At 64.0% G+C, this 2,130-nt stretch carries 2 protein-coding genes; both read left to right on the top strand.

Going from position 1 to position 2,130, the window contains the following annotated elements:
- A partial coding sequence (locus I5W_RS15765) for an OFA family MFS transporter (RefSeq protein WP_044529942.1) occupies window positions 1-1,385 on the top strand: 1,385 nt, incomplete at its 5' end.
- A 461-nt stretch (window positions 1,386-1,846) separates the two neighbouring features.
- Window positions 1,847-2,130, top strand: a 284-nt coding sequence (locus I5W_RS15760) for an NAD(P)H-dependent oxidoreductase subunit E (RefSeq protein WP_044529941.1), incomplete at its 3' end; no start/stop codon positions are given.

Below are 2,130 nucleotides of genomic sequence, written 5' to 3'. Positions count from 1 at the left end.
TCGTCCTCTTGGGCATCTCCGCGGCACTGTGGGGTGGCTGGCTGGAACACGCCGGTCCGCGCAAGGCCGGTGTGGTGGCTGCCATCTGCTGGTGCGGTGGCCTGTTGATCTCGGCCCTGGGCGTGAAGACGCACCAGATCTGGCTGATGTGGCTGGGTTCGGGCGTCATCGGTGGCGTCGGTCTGGGCTTGGGCTACATCTCGCCGGTGTCGACCCTCATCAAGTGGTTCCCTGACCGGCGCGGCATGGCCACCGGCATGGCCATCATGGGCTTCGGTGGTGGTGCGCTGGTCGGCACGCCACTGGCCGATGCGCTGATGAAGAAGTTTGCCTCCCCCACCTCGGTGGGCGTGTGGGAAACCTTCGTGGTCATGGCGATTATCTACTTCGTCTTCATGATGGCCGGCGCCTTCGGCTACCGCGTGCCGCCGACCGGCTGGAAGCCGGCTGGCTGGACCCCGCCGGTGGCCAAGTCCTCGGCCACCATGATCACCCAGCACCACGTGCACGTCTCCAAGGTCTGGGGCATTCCCCAGTTCTGGCTGGTGTGGCTGGTGCTCTGCCTGAACGTGTCGGCTGGTATCGGCGTCATCGGCATCGCCTCGCCGATGCTGCAAGAAGTGTTCGGCGGCAAGCTCTTGGGTGTGAACATCGGTTTCAATGACCTGTCGGTCGAGCAGAAGACCGCCATCGCGGCACTGGCGGCCGGCTTCACCGGTCTGATTTCGCTCTTCAACATCGGTGGCCGTTTCGCCTGGGCGTCGTGCTCGGACTTCTTCGGTCGCAAGATGACCTACGCCATCTTCTTCGTGCTGGGCTTCGTGCTGTACGTGAGCCTGCCGTGGTCGGCCAAGGCGGGCAACATTCCGCTGTTCGTCGGTGCGGTCTGCATCATCCTGTCGATGTATGGCGGCGGCTTCGCTACCGTGCCGGCCTACCTGGCCGACCTGTTCGGCACCCAGATGGTGGGCGCCATCCACGGTCGCCTGCTGACCGCGTGGGCCACTGCCGGCATCCTGGGCCCGGTGGTGGTGAACTACATGCGTGAGTATCAACTGGCGCAGGGGATGCCCAAGAACGAGGTCTACAACACCACCATGTACATCCTGGCCGGCATGTTGGTGCTGGGCCTGATCTGCAACCTGCTGATCCGTCCGGTGGCCGCCAAGCACTTCATGACGCCGGAAGAACTGGCCCGTGAAAAGCAACTGGCCCACGAAAAGTCGGCGGCCGATGCAGTGGCGACGGCCGGTTCGGGCGACATGTCGCAGATCGGCACCGGCGGCAACCCGGTGGTGATCGGTCTGGCATGGGCCGCGGTGGGCATTCCGCTGATCTGGGGTATCACCCTGGTGTTGCAGAAGTCGGCCGTGCTGTTCCGTTGATCGCGTAGTTCGAGACGTCATCGTTTCATCCGCAGGCCGGCTCCACCCGGTCTGCATGTCAGACCCCAGCGGCGAAAGCCGCTGACACAAGCTGCTCTGCCACGTGAGCAGTGGCAGCTTGTGTCAGCGACTATCAAAAAACAGGAGCATGAGCGGCCCATCGGTAAGGGCCGGTCTGCATCCGCAGTGTTCCCACCAACCCCGAAGGCAGGGAGAACATGCAACAACGGAGACTAGCTGTTTCACTTCGCACGGCCATGCGCGCCCATCACCGGATCGCTGGCGGGCCGCTGCATGGTTCCTCCTTGCCCCTGATCTGTTGGCAGCAGGCGGCGCCGCCCTAGGCGCGGCAGATTTCCCTCATTCCCATTTTCATTCGTTGGTCATTGCGCGGTGGGTACAAGATCCAGCAAGAGCAGAAGCAGGACCGGGTCCGCATCGAGGCAACACAGGAGGCATCCATGAAGAGGCAACAAGTTTTCGACGTCGCCGCGGTGCGCGGCATCATCGCCGAGCGCAAGGACATGGCCGGCGCCATGCTCCCCATCCTGCACGGCATCCAGGAACAGGTCGGCTACATCCCCGCCGATGCGGTGCCGATGATCGCGGGCGAATTGAACGTCTCGCGCGCCGAGGTGCATGGCGTGATCTCGTTCTATCACTTCTTCCGCCAGGAACCGGCCGGCCAGCATGTGGTGCAGGTGTGCCGCGCCGAAGCCTGCCAGGCGCGCGGCAGCGAAGCCCT

Source organism: Herbaspirillum sp. B65, assembly GCF_000333555.1.
GTDB classification, from domain to species: domain Bacteria; phylum Pseudomonadota; class Gammaproteobacteria; order Burkholderiales; family Burkholderiaceae_D; genus Herbaspirillum; species Herbaspirillum rubrisubalbicans.
Note: the sequence above shows the minus strand (reverse complement) of the source record. Positions and strands in the feature narration are given on the sequence as shown.